This window comes from Pseudomonas sp. ABC1, from assembly GCF_013395055.1.
In the GTDB taxonomy this organism is placed as follows: domain Bacteria; phylum Pseudomonadota; class Gammaproteobacteria; order Pseudomonadales; family Pseudomonadaceae; genus Stutzerimonas.
In genome coordinates this window covers 1,301,268-1,318,373 of record NZ_CP058349.1, presented here as the reverse complement: position 1 = coordinate 1,318,373, position 17,106 = coordinate 1,301,268, and the positions used below count along the sequence as shown (strand labels likewise).

General features: G+C 65.9%; 17 protein-coding genes and 1 riboswitch. Of the genes, 14 read left to right on the top strand and 3 right to left on the bottom strand.

What is annotated here, in order from left to right; translation table 11 throughout:
• The first annotated feature begins 25 nt into the window (after nt 1-25).
• Nucleotides 26-922 (top strand): DMT family transporter, encoded by an 897-nt coding sequence (locus HW090_RS05775; RefSeq protein WP_256930754.1) that lies wholly within the window; start codon nt 26-28, stop codon nt 920-922.
• Between the two features lie 9 nt (nt 923-931).
• Here HW090_RS05775 and HW090_RS05770 read toward each other — a convergent pair whose 3' ends face one another.
• Complete coding sequence (locus tag HW090_RS05770) at nt 932-2,233, bottom strand: hemolysin family protein (RefSeq protein ID WP_179112582.1); 1,302 nt, start codon at nt 2,231-2,233, stop codon at nt 932-934.
• A 149-nt stretch (nt 2,234-2,382) separates the two neighbouring features.
• Entirely contained in the window at nt 2,383-3,093 is a 711-nt protein-coding gene (locus tag HW090_RS05765; protein WP_179112581.1) for an SIMPL domain-containing protein, read from the bottom strand.
• Between the two features lie 139 nt (nt 3,094-3,232).
• Here HW090_RS05765 and HW090_RS05760 point away from each other — a divergent pair, with 139 nt between their 5' ends.
• Together HW090_RS05760 and HW090_RS05755 are read left to right on the top strand one after the other, a co-directional pair.
• Complete coding sequence (locus tag HW090_RS05760; protein WP_179112580.1) at nt 3,233-4,489, top strand: ATP-binding protein; 1,257 nt, start codon at nt 3,233-3,235, stop codon at nt 4,487-4,489.
• 25 nt (nt 4,490-4,514) lie between these two features.
• A complete protein-coding gene (locus HW090_RS05755) occupies nt 4,515-5,075 on the top strand; it encodes a response regulator transcription factor (protein WP_179112579.1) in 561 nt (186 codons plus the stop codon).
• A 38-nt stretch (nt 5,076-5,113) separates the two neighbouring features.
• Here the strand turns inward: HW090_RS05755 and HW090_RS05750 are convergent, their stop codons facing one another.
• Nucleotides 5,114-5,926 (bottom strand): metallophosphoesterase, encoded by an 813-nt coding sequence (locus HW090_RS05750; protein ID WP_179112578.1) that lies wholly within the window; start codon nt 5,924-5,926, stop codon nt 5,114-5,116.
• Nucleotides 5,927-6,034: 108 nt separating this feature from the next.
• Nucleotides 6,035-6,246: riboswitch (cobalamin riboswitch) on the top strand.
• A gap of 107 nt (nt 6,247-6,353) precedes the next feature.
• Here HW090_RS05750 and btuB point away from each other — a divergent pair.
• The 11 genes from btuB (at nt 6,354) to HW090_RS05695 (ending at nt 17,085) form a co-directional block, all read left to right on the top strand.
• On the top strand, nt 6,354-8,234 hold the full coding sequence (gene btuB, locus HW090_RS05745; RefSeq protein ID WP_179112577.1) for a TonB-dependent vitamin B12 receptor: 1,881 nt from the start codon (nt 6,354-6,356) through the stop codon (nt 8,232-8,234).
• 104 nt (nt 8,235-8,338) lie between these two features.
• Complete coding sequence (locus tag HW090_RS05740; RefSeq protein WP_179112576.1) at nt 8,339-8,929, top strand: hypothetical protein; 591 nt, start codon at nt 8,339-8,341, stop codon at nt 8,927-8,929.
• Entirely contained in the window at nt 8,926-10,236 is a 1,311-nt protein-coding gene (locus HW090_RS05735; protein WP_256930753.1) for a cobyrinate a,c-diamide synthase, read from the top strand. The genes HW090_RS05740 and HW090_RS05735 overlap by 4 nt, the downstream gene beginning before the upstream one ends.
• Entirely contained in the window at nt 10,233-10,892 is a 660-nt protein-coding gene (bluB, locus tag HW090_RS05730) for a 5,6-dimethylbenzimidazole synthase (RefSeq protein ID WP_179112575.1), read from the top strand. The genes HW090_RS05735 and bluB overlap by 4 nt, the downstream gene beginning before the upstream one ends.
• The gene (cbiB, locus tag HW090_RS05725; protein ID WP_179112574.1) at nt 10,889-11,797 is read left to right on the top strand and encodes an adenosylcobinamide-phosphate synthase CbiB; all 909 of its coding nucleotides are present in this window, start codon (nt 10,889-10,891) and stop codon (nt 11,795-11,797) included. The genes bluB and cbiB overlap by 4 nt, the downstream gene beginning before the upstream one ends.
• Complete coding sequence (cobD, locus tag HW090_RS05720; RefSeq protein WP_179112573.1) at nt 11,790-12,779, top strand: threonine-phosphate decarboxylase CobD; 990 nt, start codon at nt 11,790-11,792, stop codon at nt 12,777-12,779. Before cbiB ends, cobD begins: the two co-directional genes overlap by 8 nt.
• Nucleotides 12,776-14,233, top strand: a complete 1,458-nt coding sequence (locus HW090_RS05715) for a cobyric acid synthase (protein WP_179112572.1) — start codon at nt 12,776-12,778, stop codon at nt 14,231-14,233. The genes cobD and HW090_RS05715 overlap by 4 nt, the downstream gene beginning before the upstream one ends.
• The gene (cobU, locus tag HW090_RS05710) at nt 14,230-14,751 is read left to right on the top strand and encodes a bifunctional adenosylcobinamide kinase/adenosylcobinamide-phosphate guanylyltransferase (RefSeq protein ID WP_179112571.1); all 522 of its coding nucleotides are present in this window, start codon (nt 14,230-14,232) and stop codon (nt 14,749-14,751) included. The genes HW090_RS05715 and cobU overlap by 4 nt, the downstream gene beginning before the upstream one ends.
• Nucleotides 14,748-15,791 carry a nicotinate-nucleotide--dimethylbenzimidazole phosphoribosyltransferase gene (gene cobT / locus HW090_RS05705; RefSeq protein WP_179112570.1) on the top strand — a complete coding sequence of 348 codons (1,044 nt, stop codon included), beginning with the start codon at nt 14,748-14,750 and terminating at the stop codon, nt 15,789-15,791. The genes cobU and cobT overlap by 4 nt, the downstream gene beginning before the upstream one ends.
• Entirely contained in the window at nt 15,788-16,381 is a 594-nt protein-coding gene (locus HW090_RS05700; RefSeq protein WP_179112569.1) for a histidine phosphatase family protein, read from the top strand. The genes cobT and HW090_RS05700 overlap by 4 nt, the downstream gene beginning before the upstream one ends.
• Nucleotides 16,366-17,085: an adenosylcobinamide-GDP ribazoletransferase gene (locus tag HW090_RS05695; protein ID WP_179112568.1), complete on the top strand. Its 720-nt coding sequence runs from the start codon at nt 16,366-16,368 to the stop codon at nt 17,083-17,085. The genes HW090_RS05700 and HW090_RS05695 overlap by 16 nt, the downstream gene beginning before the upstream one ends.
• Nucleotides 17,086-17,106: the final 21 nt, after the last annotated feature.

Here is a 17,106-nt window from a genome sequence, read left to right as displayed (position 1 = left end):
GGCGGTGATGGTATGGGAGGTTGGTGTGGTTCTTTCACGACAGGGGCTGGCGTTCGCCGGGCTGGTACTGGCCATTCTGCTCTGGAGTGGCAATGCCCTGGTTGGGCGCGCCTACCACGATGACATTCCTCCCCTGAGCCTGTCCTTCTGGCGCTGGAGCCTGGCATCCGTCCTGTTGCTACCATTCGTGGCGCGCTCGATCTGGCAGCATCGCCAGGCATTGCTGGCGGCGGGCTGGCGGCTGCTGGTACTGGCCGCTGTGGGCATCGCCAGTTTCAACTCCTTGCTCTATACCGCCGCGCAGACCACGCCCGCGATCAACATTACCCTGGTCAGTACCTGCCTGCCCCTGGCCACCTTCGTCGGTGCCGGCGTATTGCTTGGGGAGTGGCCGGCGCGACGTGCCTGGTACGGGCTGGTGGTCGCATTGCTCGGGCTGGGCTATCTGATCAGCCGCGGCAGCCTGGACGTGCTGACCTCGCTGTCGTTCGCCGGCGGCGACCTGATCATGCTGGTGGCGGTGCTGGTCTGGGCGACCTATACCTTGCTGTTGCGGCTCTGGGGCCGCTACCTGACGGTGCCGCCACTGGTGTTGCTCGGTGTGCTGATGCTGCTCGGCCTGCCGTTCATCCTGCCGTTCTACCTGCTCGAGCTGAGTGTGGTCGGCGGTTTCGAGGTCAATCTGAGCAACCTCTCGGCCATCGCCTACACCGCCGTGTTCTCTTCGCTGGTGGCCTACCTGGCATGGAATCACGGTGTCAGTGTGCTGGGTGCGGCCAAGGCATCGCTGACCAACTACCTGATGCCGGTGTTCACCGCGTTGCTGGGCTGGGTGCTGCTGCATGAGCCCTTGCAGCCCTACCACCTGGTCGGTGGCGGGCTGATTTTCGCCGGGTTGATGCTGGCGACGCGGCGGGCCTGAGCCGCTGCGTCAGGCGTTTTTCTGTGAGCCTTCGCGGGTCGCCATGACCTGGTCGATGCGGTAGCTGTCGACGTCCATCACCTCGAAGGTATAGCCGCCCCAACTGACCCGGTCGGTCCGGCGCGGCACGCGCCGCAGCATGGTCATGAGAAAGCCCGCCAGGGTTTCGTATTCGTCCTCGTGCAGCATGCTGTCGATGTTCAGGGCGCGGCGCACGTCCTGGATCGGTGTGATGCCGTCGATCAGCCAGGAGTTCTCGTCACGCTGGACGATCTGCTCTTCGTACCAGGGCGAGACCAGGTCACCCATGACGATGCTCATCACATCGTTGAGGGTGATCAGGCCGACCACCAGGCTGTATTCGTTGACGATCAGCGCGAAGGTCTCGCCGGCCTGGCGGAACTGTTCGAGCATTTCCGCCAGGCTCAGGCGGTCGGGCACCACCAGCAGCTTGCGGATCAGCGTGGGGTCCTCGAAGGAGATCGGGGTGCCGCTGAGTACGCGCTGGAACAGGTCCTTGAGGCGCACATAGCCGATGATATGGTCGATGGCGCCATCGCAGACCGGGTAGAACGAGTAGGGGTCGTCGGCGATCCGCGTGCGTACCAGGGTTTCCACGTCATCGCGCAGGAAGTAGGCGATGGCGTCGCGGTGCGTCATGGCGCTGGGCAGGGTGCGGGTGTCCAGCTCGAAGATGTTCTCGATGACCTGCTGTTCGCTGGCGGCGAGGGAGCCGGACTGCGCACCGGCCTGGGCCATGGCCAGGATATCGTCCGGGGTGACGCTGTCGTCGCGCTTGTGCGGCAGGCCGGAGAGGCGGATCAGTCGGTTGGACAGCCAGGCATAGACCAGCACCAGCGGTTTCAGCAGGCGGCTGAGCATCTGCATCGGGCCGATGACGCGCACCGCCAGTTGCTCGGGGGCGGCCATGCCAATTTGCTTGGGCACCAGGTCGGTGATGACGATGAAGATCGAGGTGGTGGTGACGAAGGAGACGATGAAGCCCAGGGTCGCCGCCGGGGCGGGCTCCATAAAGCGTTCGAGCTGGGTGCTGACCAGCGGGCTGAGGAAGCCTTCGCCGACGATGCCGCCGAGAATGGCCAGGGCATTCACGCCAATCTGTACCACGGTGAAGTAGTGGCCGGGCTGGTCCTGGACCTGTATGACTTGCAAGGCACGTGGATCGCCGTCGTCGGCCATCTGCCGCAGTTTCAGTCGGCGTGAGGCGGCCAGGGCGATTTCGGCAACGGAAAAGAAGGCGCTGACGAGGATCAGCAGGGCGAGCAGGGAGATACTTTGGGTGACACTCATGATGGGCTGGCGTTGTGGAGAAGTGCCCGAGGGTAGCATGAAGCGATTGACGGCAGGTTGCAGCCAGTGCGGTCAGGGGTGGGAAGGTGTATCCGGCGCCGGATATGTCCTTTGCGTGACGTACCCGGCGCTGGAGGAGTGTTAGCCGTTCAGCGCAACAGCACTTCGATCACGCCATCGGCGCTGAGGGATATCTTGCGGGTGCCTGCTTCGACTTCGGGTGTGGGGGCTGCATCTTGCATGCTGGCCTTCATGGCCGATGCGCGCATGATCGGTGGGTAGTAGCCACCGCTATTACTGTTGAGGTTCAGGTTGACCAGTTTGTAGTCCTTGCCGCCGAGGGCCTGGGTCACGATCTGCGCGCGGGCCTTGAAGGCAGTCACAGCATCCTTGTAGAGCGCGTCTTCGTTCTGCTGGCGGACGTTGTCGGAAACGCTGAAATACATGCCGTCGAGCTTCAGGGTCTGCGTCAATTCGCCGGTGAGTTGTGAAAGGGCTGCAAAGTCGCCGCTTTCCAGTTGCAATTCGGCACGCTCGCGCCAACTGACGATTTTCTGGGTTTTCTCTTCATAGACGGGATAGCTGCTGCGGTTGCCGGTCTTGACCGTGACGCTCTTTTCCTGGCGCGCACGCTTCAGCGCCTTGTTGAGCACTTCGGTGGTCTGGGCCGCCAGCTTGGCCGGGTCGGTGTGCTGGGACTCGGTATAGAGAGTGATGTGCATGCGATCCTGCGCGACTTCGTTGCTGACTTCCGCACGCAGGGAGATCAGGTTGTAGCGGGGCTCGTCGGCGATGGCATAGCCGCTGCCCAGGGTGGCGGCCAGGAACAGCAGGGGAGCTTTGGGGAATCTGGAAGGCATGGATGTTTTCCTTGCTGAGGGTGAAAAAGATGCCAGGGACGGTAACTGAAATTATCCTGCCAGCCCAATGTTATGCGGCGTGTTGACGCATGAAGCGGGCAGTGTGCTTGGTTATACTCGCGCAATTGTTGGAGTCTCCATGTACGCATCCGTTCATTTGTTCTCTGCCAGCCGCCAGAACCTGCGGCTATTGACCCTGATCCGTTGCCTCGTGCTGGCGGCCCAGGCCGGCGCGGTGGGGCTGGCCTATGTGACCGATGTGCTGACACTGCCCTGGCTGGCATTGGGCATCACGCTGTCGGTCTCCGCGTTGCTGTGCCTGGGCACCGCGATCCGCCTCTACGGCCCCTGGCCAGTGACCGATCTGGAATACGCCGGGCACCTGGCCTGCGACCTGCTGATACACAGTGCGCTGCTTTATTACTCGGGCGGATCGACCAACCCCTTCGTCTCCTATTACCTGGTGCCGTTGACCATCGCCGCCGCGACGCTGCCCTGGCTCTACTCCATCGTCCTGTCCGGGCTAGCGCTGCTGGGCTATACGCTGATGCTGGTGTGGTACGACCCGGTCAACGTACCGCCGGTGGATCGCTCCACGCTGCTGGTCTACGGCATGTGGCTGAGCTTTGCCCTGGCAGCGGCGCTGATCACCTTCTTCGTCACCCGCATGGCCGAGGAGCTGCGCCGCCAGCAACAGTTGCAATCCCAGCGCCGTGAGGAAAGCCTGCGCGACCAGCAATTGCTGGCCGTGGCGACGCAGGCGGCCGGCGCCGCCCATGAGCTGGGCACGCCCCTGGCGACCATGAGTGTGCTGCTCAAGGAACTGCGCCAGGAGCACAAGGACCCCGTGTTGCAGGAAGACCTGAGCTTGCTGCAATCCCAGGTGCAACTGTGCAAGGAGAGCCTGCAGCAACTGGTTCGCGCCGCCGAGGCCGACCGTCGTCAGGCGATCCTGGAACAGACGGCGCGAGAGTGGGTCGAGACCGTCCTGCAGCGCTGGCATTTGATGCGCCCTGAGGCCACCTACAAGTTCCAGTGCGTGGGTGTGGGCAGTCCGCCCCACCTGATGCCGCCCGCTGATCTCAGTCAGTCCCTGCTCAACCTGCTGAACAACGCCACGGATGCCTGCCCGGACAACCTGGAAATCCGCCTGGACTGGAACGAGCAATGGATCAAGCTGGGCATCCGCGACCATGGCGCGGGTGTGCCGTTGGCGATTGCCGAGCAGATCGGCCGCCCCTTCATCACCACCAAGGGTGGCAAGGGCTTCGGTCTCGGGCTTTTTCTCAGTCAGGCCAGCGTGACCCGTGCCGGCGGCACGGTGAAACTCTACAATCACGAAGACGGCGGAACTCTGACCGAGTTGCGCCTGCCTCATGGCTCGGTTCGAGTCTGATCGCGAACATTGCGAGGAATGAAGCATGACCGACGAATTGCAGCACGATGGTGAAGAACAACCACACCTGCTGTTGGTGGATGACGATCCGACGTTCACGCGTGTGATGGCCCGTGCGATGACGCGCCGTGGTCTGCGGGTGAGTATTGCCAGCTCCGCCGACGAAGGTCTGGCGCTGGCGACACAGGATTTGCCCGACTACGCCGTACTCGACCTGAAGATGGAAGGTGACTCCGGCCTGGTGCTGCTGCCCAAGCTGCTGGCGCTGGACCCGGAAATGAAGGTGTTGATCCTGACCGGCTATTCGAGCATCGCCACGGCGGTGGAAGCCATCAAGCGCGGCGCCTGCAACTACCTGTGCAAGCCCGCGGACGCTGACGATGTGCTGGCGGCGCTGCTGTCCAAGCATGCCGACCTCGATACCCTGGTGCCGGAAAATCCGATGTCGGTGGACCGCCTGCAATGGGAGCATATCCAGCGCGTGCTGAGCGAGCATGACGGCAATATCTCGGCCACCGCCCGCGCCCTGGGCATGCATCGCCGTACCTTGCAGCGCAAGTTGCAGAAGCGCCCGGTCCGGCGCTAGTCACGGACGATCCCCGTAGGGTGTACGCGCGCTGCAGCCTACGGATGGCCCCAGCTCAGCTCGAAGTGCGAGCCGGGGGCGAAGTGGTTGTCCAGCATGTCCCAGCGTTCGACCGTGACGTGCTTGTTTGCACCTTCGTGCAGGCGCAGGCGGTTGAACGAATTGGGCGAGGTGCCGCGTACCCGTGAAGAGAAGGTGGTGCCGGCCTGGACCATCCAGATCTCCCTGGCCAGATGGGCGTACTGTTTGGAAAGCGGCAGCACATGGGGCAGGTGCACATGCCCGCCCATCACCAGGTCCAGCCCCTCGGCGGCCCAGCACTCCAGGGCGGCCTGGGCGCCGCGCTGCTGGTTGCGCACGTCGCTGGGGACCATGGCGCCGAACGGCTGGTGGGCGACCACGATGCTCAGTTTGGCCGGGTCGCGGGCGCGCAGGATGTTGGCCACTCGCTCCACCTGGCGAGGTGTCACCAGACCGTTCTTGTGGCGCCGTGGGGCCGTGGTGTTCAGGCCGATCACCAGCAGGCGTTCGTTCTCGAAGACCGGCTCCAGCTCATGGCCGAAATGCCGGCGGTAGTTGTGGTAGGGGGCGAAAAAACGCAGCGGCAGGTTGTAGAGCGGGATGTCATGGTTGCCGGGGATGACCAGGGTGTCGCCGATGCCACGCTCCTTGAGCCGCTGCATGAAGGCCGCCGCCGCCGCGAACTGACTGCCACGGGCACGCTGGGTGATGTCACCGGAAAAAACCAGCAGGTCGGCGCCGTGTTCACTGACGTGGTCCTCCAGAGCCTGCACCACTGGGGCCTGTTCCGTGCCGAAGTGGGTGTCGGATATCTGCAGGATACTGGTCATCGGTCTTTTGGCCTGTCTTGTCGTTCGAAGGCGGCATTATTCCACAAGCCTGGGTGGGAGCGGCAAATCGCGACCCCAGGTCGCCTTGCGCTGCCCCAGGCCTTGGTCTACCCTCCGCCAGCCTCAGGTGCCCAGGCCATGTGCCACAAGGGTGAAACGGGAAGCCGGTTCGATTCCGGCGCTGCCCCCGCAACGGTAGGCGAGTCGTGAAACCTCTTTCGTAGTCACTGTGCCCGTATCCGCGCATGGGAAGGCCGGGTTTCGGGAGCCGCAGGCTCCGCTCGCAAGCCCGGAGACCGGCCTGTCGCATTCACGACGGTGCGGTGGGCGCTGCTTTGGGGACGTTCGTTCGCTCTCCCATGCTCCTCCGACTGTCCAACTCGGCCCAGGTGTCGTGCGGGCGGGCACGGCGGAGCTCAAACGATAAATGGATAGATCACTCTTTCGACCAGTGGCCGGCGCGCTGCTCGGGGTTTCCTGCGTGGCTTCACTGGCGCAGGCACAGTCGGTGGAACTCGACCAGCAGGTCATTACCGCCACGCGTACGGCATTGGCGCCAACCCATACCACGGCGTCCACCAGCGTGATCACGCGCGAGGATATCGAGCGCAGTCAGGCAACCACTGTCCTGGATACGCTGCGGGGCCTCGCTGGCGTCGGCATCGTCACCAATGGTGGCCGGGGCAAGTCTTCCACCGTGCAATTGCGCGGCACCAGTGACAAGCACCTGCTGGTCCTGGTCGACGGCGTCAAGGTCGGTTCGGCCACCGATGGCACGGCAGCGCTGCACGCGATTCCGCTGGAGCAGATCGAACGTATCGAGGTGGTGCGCGGTCCTCGTTCCAGCCTCTACGGTTCCGAGGCCATGGGCGGCGTCATCCAGATATTCACCCGCAAGGGTTCGGGCGACGGGGTCAAGCCGTATTTCTCCGTCGGTGCCGGCAGTCGTTCTTCCTACAGCGGGACGGCCGGGGTCTCGGGCGGAAATGGCGCGGCCTGGTACAGCCTGGGTATCGCCAGCGAGTCCACCGATGGCATCAACGTGCGCGCCTACCGGCCGAGCGCACCAAGAAGCTATGAGCCCGATGCCGATGGTTATCGCGAGCTGTCGGCGTCCCTGCGCGGGGGCTATCGTTTCAATGACCGTTTTGAACTGGATGCGAACTGGCTGCGCAGCAAGGGCCACAGCGACCTGGACAGCCGTGCCACAAACGGCAACAGCGGGCGTGATGCCTATAAGGACGGTGAGCTGGAGGTGGTCGGCGCCCGGGCGCGGTTCTCGCCCCTGGAACCCTGGCAGGTTTCCTTGCAGGTGGCCCATAGCGAGGACCTGTCGGACCAGTACCAGGATGGCAGGTTCTACTCGCGTTTCGACAGCCAGCGCGACAGCCTTTCCTGGCAGAACGATATCAGTCTGGGCGAAGCCCAGTTGCTGACGGTGGGCTTCGATTACCAGCGTGACCGTATTGACACCACGGCCGCCTATGCCAGGGATTCGCGCAACAATAAAGGTGCTTTCGTGCAGTACCTGGCCAGTTTCGGCCGGCACGGCCTGGAGGCGGCCCTGCGCCGTGACAAGGACCAGTTCTTCGGCAGCCATGACACCGGCAGCCTGGGCTGGAACTACGAACTGAGCGACGAGGTGACCGTCAGTGCCGCCTATGGCACCGCGTTCCGGGCGCCAACCTTCAACGACCTTTATTACCCTGCCAGCGCCTCCACTGCGGGCAACCCGGACGTGCAACCGGAGGAGTCGGAGAGCTTCGAAATCGGGCTCAAGGGCAACCAGGCGTGGGGTGAGTGGAGCCTGAATGCCTTCGAGACCCGGATCGACGACCTGATCGTCTGGAGCGGCAGCGGCAGCAGCCCGATGCGGCCGGACAACGTCGACGTGGCGAGGATTCGTGGCCTGGAAAGCGTGCTGCGTACCGACTTCCAGGGATGGGACATCGTTTCCTCGCTGACTTTCCTCGACCCGCAGGACCGCAGCGACAAGAACCACGGTCACCTGCTGGCACGACGGGCCAAGCGAACGTTCAATCTGGATGTCGACCGCAGTTTCGGAACAGTGGCCGTCGGTGCGACACTGTACGCCAGCAGCTATCGTTTCGATCAGGCGGCGAATACCGATGCGCAGCGACTGCCGGGCTATGCGCTGGTCGACCTGCGTGGCGAGTACCGCTTCGACCCGGACTGGCGCTTGCAGGTCAGGTTGAGCAACCTGTTCGACCGCGAGTACGAAACCGCGCAGACTTACGAGCAACCGGGGCGCGCGGTTTACTTCACGCTTCGTTATCAGGTGCTGTGATGCTGGATGTCGGGCGAAGGAACGATGAACATGACGTCGCCGATGGCGGGTCAGAACATATTCAGGGCCGCTTTCTGGTAGCGGCACAGTGAGGGGGAGAGCCCATGCATAGTCTTTCTGCGCGTTCGCAGGTTCTGGTCGGCCTTGGGCTGGTGGTGCTGATGGCCATCACCCGTGGGCAGCATTTCGCCAGCGTGGACAACCTGCCCAGCGCTTCCTGGGCGATCTTCTTCCTGGCCGGGGTGTACCTGCGCCCGCGCTGGGCCTTCGTACTGTTCTTCGCCGAAGCGACCTTGCTCGACTTCGTCTCGCTGGCCACGGGGACTATCAGTGACTGGTGCCTGTCGCCGGTGTACTGGATGCTCCTGCTCGCCTATGGCTGCCTGTGGTTCGCTGGCCGGCTGTTCGCCGCACGTGCCCGGCCGTCCTGGCGCAGCCCGGCGTTGCTGGCGTTGGCACTGGCCGGCACGCTGGTGGTGGCGGCTTTCGTCGCGCACCTGATTTCCAGTGGTGGCTTCTACTTCTTCTCCGGCCGCTACGACGAGCCGACCCTGGCCGGTTTCATCGAGCGCATGGGCATCTACTACCCGCGCTACCTGTCCAACCTGGCCCTGTACGTGGCGCTCGTCGCGATCATGCACATCGGCGTCGCCGCCTTCATGCGTACGCAGCAGCGGGCCACGACGCTTCCGTGACTTCACCGGCCATTCCTGAACGCGCCGGCTGTCCGGCGCTGTTGATCGCCGCGCCCTCTTCGGGGCAGGGCAAGACCACCGTGACCGCGGCCCTGGCCCGCGCCTACCGCAACAGCGGGTTGCGGGTGCGCGTGTTCAAGTGCGGCCCCGACTTCCTCGATCCGACGATTCTCGCCCACGCCAGCGGCCAGCCGGTGTACCAGTTGGACTTGTGGATGGTCGGCGAGGAGGGCTGCCGGCAACTGCTCTGGCAGGCTGCACAAGAGGCCGATCTGATCCTGGTGGAAGGCGTCATGGGGTTGTTCGACGGCAAGCCCTGCGCTGCCGACCTGGCGCGTTGCTTCGGCATTGCCGTGATGGCGGTGATCGATGCGTCCGGCATGGCGCAGACCTTCGCAGCCATGGCCCATGGGCTGGCGACTTTCCAGCCCGGATTGCCTTTCTCCGGGGTGTTGGCCAATCGGGTCGGCAGCGCCGGGCATGCGCGTCTGCTGCGCGACAGCCTGCCGGAGAACATCCACTGGTATGGCGCCCTGTCGCGGGAGCAGGGGATCGAATTGCCATCTCGCCACCTGGGGCTGTTGCAGGCCGCCGAACTGGGCGATCTGGATGTGCGCCTCGAACGTGCGGCCCAGGCCTTGGGCGAAAGCGCCGAGTTGCCTCTGCCGCCGAGCGTCGAGTTCGTCCGCAGCGAGCCGGATCGCTGTGGTACGCCATTGGCTGGTGTGCGTATCGGCGTGGCGCGTGACCTCTGTTTTGCCTTCATCTACCAGGCCAATCTCGACCTGCTGCGCGAGCTGGGGGCTGAGCTGGTGTTTTTCTCGCCGCTGGCCGACGACGGGCTGCCGGAAATCGACAGCCTGTACCTGCCTGGCGGTTACCCGGAACTGTCGCTGCAACGCCTGCACGAGAACCGGGGTATGGCCGAAGCGATCCAGGCGCACCATCAGGCGGGCAAGCCCATTCTGGCCGAATGCGGTGGCATGCTTTACCTGCTCGACGGTCTGGTCGACCTGGATGGCGAGCGGCGTTCATTACTCGGCCTGCTGCCGGGCGAGGCGCGTATGCAGAAGCGCCTGGCGGCGCTGGCCCTGCAATCCGTGGACTTGCCCGAAGGGCAGCTGCGCGGGCATACCTTCCATCATTCCGCGTTGAACAGCCCCCTGGAGCCTCTGGCCCGGGGCGAGTGCCCGAACGGGCGCGGCACCTGTGAGCCGGTCTATCGCCTTGGGCGCCTGACAGCCTCCTACATCCATTTCTACCTGCCGTCCAACCCGGTGGCGGCCGCGGAGTTGTTGCGTCCATGACCCAGTACGCATTCCCCGAAGAACAACGTGCCGGTGTCTACCGGGCCATCGCCGAGCGACGCGACATGCGCCATTTCTCCGGAGGCGAGGTCGCTCCCGAGCTGCTGGCGCGGCTGCTGGAGGCTGCGCACCAGGCGCCGAGTGTCGGTCTGATGCAGCCCTGGCGGTTCATTCGCATCCGTCGCCCCGAACTGCGCCTGGCCATCCATGAGTTGGTGGAGCAGGAGCGGCAGGCGACCGCCGAGGCGCTGGGGGAGCGCTCCGATGAGTTCATGCAACTCAAGGTCGAAGGTATCCGCGACTGTGCCGAACTGCTGGTGGCTTGCCTGATGGATGGCCGCGAAGCGCATGTGTTCGGGCGCCGGACCCTGCCGGAGATGGACCTGGCCTCGCTCTCCTGTGCGATCCAGAACCTCTGGCTGGCGGCACGGGCCGAGGGGCTGGGCCTGGGCTGGGTGTCGCTGTTCGAGCCGCAGGCACTGGCCGACCTGTTGCAGGTGCCCGCCGGTGCCAAGCCGGTGGCGATCATCTGCCTCGGGCCGGTGGACGCGTTCTACCCGGCACCGATGCTGGCGCTGGAGGGCTGGCGTCAGCCACGACCATTGGCGGAGCTGCTGTCCGAGGATGGCTGGGGCACGGCGGGGGGCGAGGAATGAGCCTGGCGCTGACCTGTGTAGCCGGCGTCGCGCTGGACATCGTGCTGGGCGAGCCCCGGCGCATGCACCCGCTGGTGCTGTTCGGACGCTGGGCCGATGCACTGGAACGTCATTTCAATGTGGCCGGACGCGGTTGGCGCAGCCATGGCGTCACGGCCTGGTGCCTGGCGGTGTTGCCGCTGACGCTGCTGGCCTGGCTGCTGGCGAGCCTGCCGGGCGTCGGCTGGCTGGTCGAGGTGCTGGCGCTGTACCTGGCCCTGGGGTTGCGCAGCCTGAGCGAACACCTGTTGCCGGTGATCGCCGCCCTGCGCCAGGGCGATCTGGCGCAGGCGCGCTGGTGCGTCGGGCGAGTGGTCAGTCGCGATACCCGTGAGCTGGACGAGCAGGGCGTGGCCCGCGCCGCCACGGAAACCGTGCTGGAGAATGGTAGCGATGCGGTCTTCGCCGCGCTGTTCTGGTTCATCGTGGCGGGGGCGCCGGGTGTCGTGCTCTATCGCCTGAGCAATACCCTGGATGCCATGTGGGGCTATCGCAACGCGCGTTTCGAGCGCTTTGGCTGGGCGGCGGCGCGTATCGACGACCTGCTCAACTACCTGCCGGCACGCCTGGTCGCCCTCAGTTATGCGCTGCTCGGCAATACCCGGCTGGCACTGCGCTGCTGGCGCCAGCAGGCGCCGCAATGGGACAGCCCGAATGCCGGGCCGGTCATGGCCAGCGGTGCTGGCGCGCTGTCGGTTGGGCTGGGTGGTTCGGCGATTTACCACGGCCAGGCGCATCAGCGCCCGGCGCTGGGCGAAGGGCCACCGCCACAGGCGCGGGATATCGAGCGGGCGCTGGATCTGGTCTGGGCGGCTTTGGGGTTGTGGCTGCTGGTCGTGCTGCTGGGAGGCTGGATCTATGCTTGAACATGGAGGGCGCCTGCGCGCTGCCGCCCAGCGCTATGGCATTGCCCTGGAGGACTGGCTGGACCTGTCGACGGGCATTGCGCCCCGACACCTGCCGCTGCCAGCCTTGCCCGATGACGCCTGGAGCCGCCTGCCTGAGCCGGATGATGAACTGGAGACGCTGGCCTGCCGTTACTACGGCGCCGACGCGGTGCTGCCGGTGGCCGGTTCGCAGATGGCGATCCAGGCCCTGCCACGCTTGCGTCGCGATGCCCGGGTCGGGGTGCTGTCGCCCTGTTATGCCGAGCACGCCGAGGCCTGGCGCCGCGAAGGGCATCGGGTGCTGGAGATCAGCGAGGGCAGTGTGCACCGCGCCCTGGAAGGGTTGGACGTGCTGGTGGTGGTCAACCCCAACAACCCGACCGGCCGGCGCTTGCCGGTCGAGCAGTTGCTGGACTTGCATGCGCGCCTGGCCGAGCGGGGCGGCTGGCTGGTGGTGGACGAGGCCTTCGTCGACTGCACCCCAGAGGCCAGCCTGGCGGCCTACAGCCAGCGACCGGGGCTGATCGTGCTGCGTTCGTTCGGCAAGTTCTTCGGCCTGGCCGGGGCGCGCCTGGGCTTCGTGCTGGCAAGCACGCGTTTGCTGTCGGTCCTGGCGGAATCGCTGGGGCCGTGGACCGTCAGTGGGCCGACCCGCTGGCTGGCCAGTGCGATGCTGGCCGACCAGGCCGGACAGGCGCGGCAGCGTGAATACCTGCTGCACGCCGGCGAACGCCTGGCGGCCCTGCTGGAGCGCAATGGGCTACGGCCGGCCGGTGGTTGTGCACTGTTCCAGTGGGTGGTGAGCGAGGAGGCCGAGGGCCTCTACGAATACCTGGCCGGCCGCGCCATCCTGGTGCGGTTGTTCGTCCATACCTCCAGCTTGCGCTTCGGCCTGCCGGCGAACGAAGACGGCTGGCAGCGCCTGGAGCGGGTACTGGCCGAGCGGGAGCGTGCGGCATGACCACCCTGATGGTGCAGGGCACCACCTCCGATGCCGGCAAGAGCACCCTGGTCACTGCCCTCTGCCGCTGGCTGCGTCGCCAGGGCGTCGAGGTAGCGCCCTTCAAGCCACAGAACATGGCGCTCAACAGCGCGGTGACGGTCGACGGCGGCGAGATCGGGCGTGCCCAGGCGGTACAGGCCCAGGCCTGTGGCCTGCCGGCGCATACCGACATGAATCCGGTGCTGCTCAAGCCCAACAGCGACACTGGCGCCCAGGTCATCATCCATGGCCGCGCCATCGGCAATATGAACGCCACCACCTACCACGACTACAAGCCGCAGGCGCGCCAGGCGGTGCTGGCGTCACACCAGCGGCTGACCGAGGCCTACGCGGTGGTCATGGTCGAGGGCGCCGGCTCGCCGGCGGAAATCAACCTGCGCGCCAACGATATCGCCAACATGGGCTTTGCCGAGGCGGTGGACTGCCCGGTGATCCTGATCGCCGACATCGACCGGGGCGGGGTGTTCGCTCATCTGGTCGGCACCCTGGAACTGCTGTCGCCCAGTGAGCGCGAGCGGGTACAGGGCTTCGTTATCAATCGTTTTCGTGGTGATATCGCCCTGCTGCAGCCGGGGCTGGACTGGCTCGAACAGCGCACCGGCAAACCGGTGCTGGGCGTGCTGCCCTACCTGAAGGATTTCCACCTGGAAGCGGAGGACGCCATCGACCTGCGGCAATCGGCCAAGGCCGATGACTGCCTGCGGGTGGTGGTACCGGTGCTGCCGCGCATCAGCAACCACACCGACCTCGATCCGCTGCGCCTGCATCCGCAGGTCGACCTGCGTTTCGTTGCCGCTGGCGAGCCGCTGCCAGCGGCGGACCTGATCATCCTGCCGGGTTCCAAGAGCGTGCGCGCCGACCTCGACTGGCTGCGGCAGCAGGGTTGGGAAGCGGCCATCCAGCGTCACCTGCGCTATGGCGGACGTCTGCTGGGCATCTGTGGCGGTTTGCAGATGCTTGGCGAGTGCCTGCAAGACCCGCTCGGGCTGGAAGGGCCGGCAGGGCAAAGCCCTGGCCTGGGCCTGCTGGCGTTCTCCACCCGACTGGAGGCGCACAAGCAACTGCGCAACGTGCGTGGGCGCCTGTGCCTGGAGGATGCCGAGGTCAGCGGCTATGAAATCCATGCCGGTGTCAGCACCGGGCCGGCCCTGGCGCATGCCGCGGTACGCCTGGACGATGGCCGCAGCGATGGTGCCATCAGTGCCGATGGGCAGGTTCTCGGCACCTACCTGCACGGCCTGTTCGAACATCCCGAAGCCTGCGCGGCGTTGCTGCGCTGGGCCGGGCTGGCGCAGGTGCGGAAGGTGGATTACCAGGCACTGCGCGAGCGCGATATCGAACGCCTGGCCGACCAGGTCGAACAGCACCTGGACACGGCCCGGCTCCGTCAACTCTGTGGATTGAGCTCATGATCGAACTGATTCTCGGCGGCGCCCGTTCCGGCAAGAGCCGGTTGGCCGAGCGGCTGGCGGACGAGAGCGGCCTGGACGTGGTCTATGTCGCCACCAGCCAGGCGCTGGATGGCGAAATGGATGCGCGCATCGCCCATCACCGTGCCCGCCGCCCAGCGCACTGGGGGCTAGTCGAAGAGCCTGTGCAGTTGGCGCAGGTACTGGCCCGCGAGGCCGACGAAGGGCGCTGTCTGCTGGTCGATTGCCTGACGCTGTGGCTGACCAACCTGCTGATGCTGGACGACCCCGCTCGCCTCGCAGAAGAGCGCGAGGCGCTGCTGCACGGGTTGGCGTCGGCGCCGGGGCGTATCCTGCTGGTCAGCAATGAAACCGGCATGGGTGTCGTGCCGCTGGGCGAGTTGACCCGCCGCTATGTGGACGAGGCCGGTTGGCTGCATCAGGCGTTGGCCGAGCGCGCGCAACGTGTGGTGCTCACGGTCGCCGGCTTGCCATTGGTTCTCAAGGGGGATGCGTTATGAGTGATTGGTACGAGCAGCCCTGCAAGGCGCTGGATGATGCGGCGCGGCAACAGGCGCTGGCGCGCCAGCGACAACTGACCAAGCCGTATGGCGCCCTGGGGCGGCTGGAGGTGCTGGCGGTCGAACTGGCGGCCATGCAGGGGCGCGAGAAACCCAGCCTGGAGCGGCTGGCGATCAGCGTCTTCGCCGGTGACCACGGTGTGGTCGAGGAGGGTGTGTCGGCCTATCCGCAGTCGGTGACCGGCGAGATGCTGCGCAATTTCGTGCGCGGCGGCGCGGCCCTCAGCGTGCTGGCGCGCCACCTCGGTGCGCCGCTGGAGGTGATCGACCTGGGCACCGTGCAGTCATTGGCGCTGGAGGGCGTGCGTCACCTGAACCTGGGGGCGGGCACTGCCAACCTGGCCAGGACCGCTGCCATGACTCCAGCCCAATGCGAGGCTGCCCTGGCCGCCGGGCGCGACTCGGTGCTGCGTGGGATCGAGTCTGGAGCGCAATTGTTCATCGGCGCGGAAATGGGCATCGGCAATACCACGGTGGCCGCGGCGTTGGCCTGCGCTCTGCTGGAGGCTTCTCCGGCAGAGCTGGTTGGTCCCGGCACCGGGCTGGACGACCAGGGTGTACGCCACAAGCGCGAAGTCATCGAGCAAGCGCTGGCGCTGCATGCGGTGTCCGAACCTCTGGACATCCTGCGGCGCCTGGGGGGCTTCGAAGTGGCGGCGCTGTGCGGTGCTTACCTGGCCTGCGCCCAGGCCGGTATCCCGGCGCTGGTGGACGGCTTCATCTGCACGGCGGCGGCGTTGTGTGCGGTGCGCCTGAATCCGGACTGTCGTGACTGGCTGCTGTTCGCCCACCGTTCCGCCGAGCCGGGGCACCGTGCGGTCTTGCAGGCACTGGCAGGCGAGCCCTTGCTCGACCTTGGCCTACGCCTCGGTGAAGGCAGTGGTGCCGCCCTGGCCGTGCCGCTGCTGCGTCAGGCCTGTGCCCTGCACGGGGAAATGGCCACCTTCGCCGAAGCGGCGGTCTCGGACCGCCCGGCATGACGCTGCGCCTCGACCTGCTGCGCCATGGCGAAACCCTGCAAGGCGGTGGCTTTCGTGGCCGCATCGACGATGCCTTGAGTGAGACCGGCTGGGCACAGTTGCATACGACGGTCGCCGGTGTGGGCGGCTGGCAGCGGGTCGTCAGTTCGCCGTTGCGCCGCTGCGCCGACTTCGCCATGCACCTGGCCGACCAGCGTGCCTTGCCGCTGGAGTTGGCGACCGATCTGCGCGAACTGGATTTCGGCGATTGGGAAGGGCGCACGGCGGCCGAACTGATGGATGGCCAGAGCGAGGCACTGGGGCGCTTCTGGGACGACCCATATGGCTTCACACCGCCAGGTGGCGAGCCGTTGCTGGCGTTCCAGGCGCGGGTGATCGAGGGTGTCCGGGCGCTGGCGCGGCAGTATGCCGGACAGCACCTGCTGCTGGTCACCCACGGTGGCGTGATGCGCCTGCTGCTGGCGCAGGCCCGTGGCCTGCCACGGCAGCACCTGTTGCAGGTTGAGGTCGGGCATGCCGGGCTGTTCGCGCTGGAAGTCAGCCTGGAGAACGACGAGTTGGTGCTGGAGGAACGATGCAGCCCCTGCTGATCGCACTGCAATTCCTGACCAGCCTGCCGGTACGCCTGCCCGGTATGCCCGCGCCCGAGCAGATGGGGCGTTCGCTGCTGTATTTTCCGCTGGTCGGTGTGTTGTTGGGCTCGCTGTTGTGGTTGGCCAGCCTGGCCCTGGCGGGTGCGCCGCTGCTATTGCAGGCAGCCCTGCTGTTGACCCTGTGGATCGGTCTGAGTGGCTTTTTGCACCTGGATGGCCTGGCCGACAGCGCCGATGCCTGGCTGGGCGGCTTCGGCGAACGCGAGCGCACCCTGGAGATCATGAAAGACCCGCGCAGCGGCCCGGTTGCCATCGTGGTGCTGTTGCTGGTGCTGTTGCTCAAGTTCGCCGCGCTCGCTGCCCTGCTGGAGCAGGGAGCGGGCCTGGCGCTGGTACTGGTGCTGCTGCTGGGGCGCAGCAGCCTGCTGGCGCTGTTCCTGACCACGCCCTATGTACGCCGTGGCGGCCTTGGCGAGGCCATGGCCGAACACCTGCCGCGCCGTGCTGCCTGTGTGGTGCTGGCATTGGTGGGGGTGGTCGTGTTGTTGGCGGGTTTCTGGCTGGCGTTGCTGGTGGCGCTGTTGGTATTTGCTGGCCTGAGGCGCCAGTTGTTGCAGCGGCTGGGCGGCACCACGGGGGATACCGCCGGTGCGCTGCTGGAGTTGCTTGAAGTGCTGGTGTTGGTGGTCGTGGCGCTCTGAGTCTGTAGCCATTGTGCGCAG